Raw genomic sequence first — 526 nt, 5'->3', positions numbered from 1 at the left:
AACAGCAGGGACGAGGCCAACGCTCCCGTCCTGCTCGACCAGCCGTCGGCGCGGCCGGCGCTGTCGAAATGCGTCGGCACCCGATCCGGCAGGACGGCCACCTGCCAGGCCAGCACGGCCAGCCACACCACCACCAGTCCCGCGACCAGCACCAGGATCCACGGGGCGGTCGGCTCACGCGGCAGATCGCGGGCGTCGTCGGTGAGGCTCCTCGTCGTCGTCATATGTCGGACCCGTGGGGCACACTCCGCGGCATGACCATCACCACGCCCCGCCCCTACCTCACCACCGTGACGCGCGAGGCCGCCTCGCGGGCCCGCTCGCGAGCGAGCTCGACGTCCTCGGCGGTCGCCACGGCCACGCCCATGCGCCGGAACTCGCTGGCGGACGGCTTGCCGAAGAGCCGAAGTTCGGACTCGGGCACCGCGAGCGCGCGGGCGACACCCTCGAATCCGACGCCCTCGACCATCCCACCCTGGGCCGTCCCGCCCTCTCCCGCGTCCGGCCCGATCCCTGTGCCGCCGTA

At 73.4% G+C, this 526-nt stretch carries 1 protein-coding gene and 1 pseudogene; both read right to left on the bottom strand.

Annotation, left to right across the window (positions count from 1 at the left end):
• Positions 1 to 224, bottom strand: a 224-nt coding sequence (locus tag B4M60_RS10750; RefSeq protein WP_291083484.1) for a DUF1648 domain-containing protein, incomplete at its 3' end; no start/stop codon positions are given.
• A gap of 53 nt (positions 225 to 277) precedes the next feature.
• Positions 278 to 526, bottom strand: a pseudogene (locus B4M60_RS10745) (phosphoribosylglycinamide formyltransferase 2); the annotation flags it as partial.

The sequence above is a fragment of the Dietzia sp. UBA5065 genome (genome assembly GCA_002415925.1).
Taxonomy (GTDB): Bacteria; Actinomycetota; Actinomycetes; order Mycobacteriales; family Mycobacteriaceae; genus Dietzia.
The sequence above is the reverse complement of the archived record's forward strand: the minus strand, read 5'-3'. Positions and strand labels throughout refer to the sequence as shown.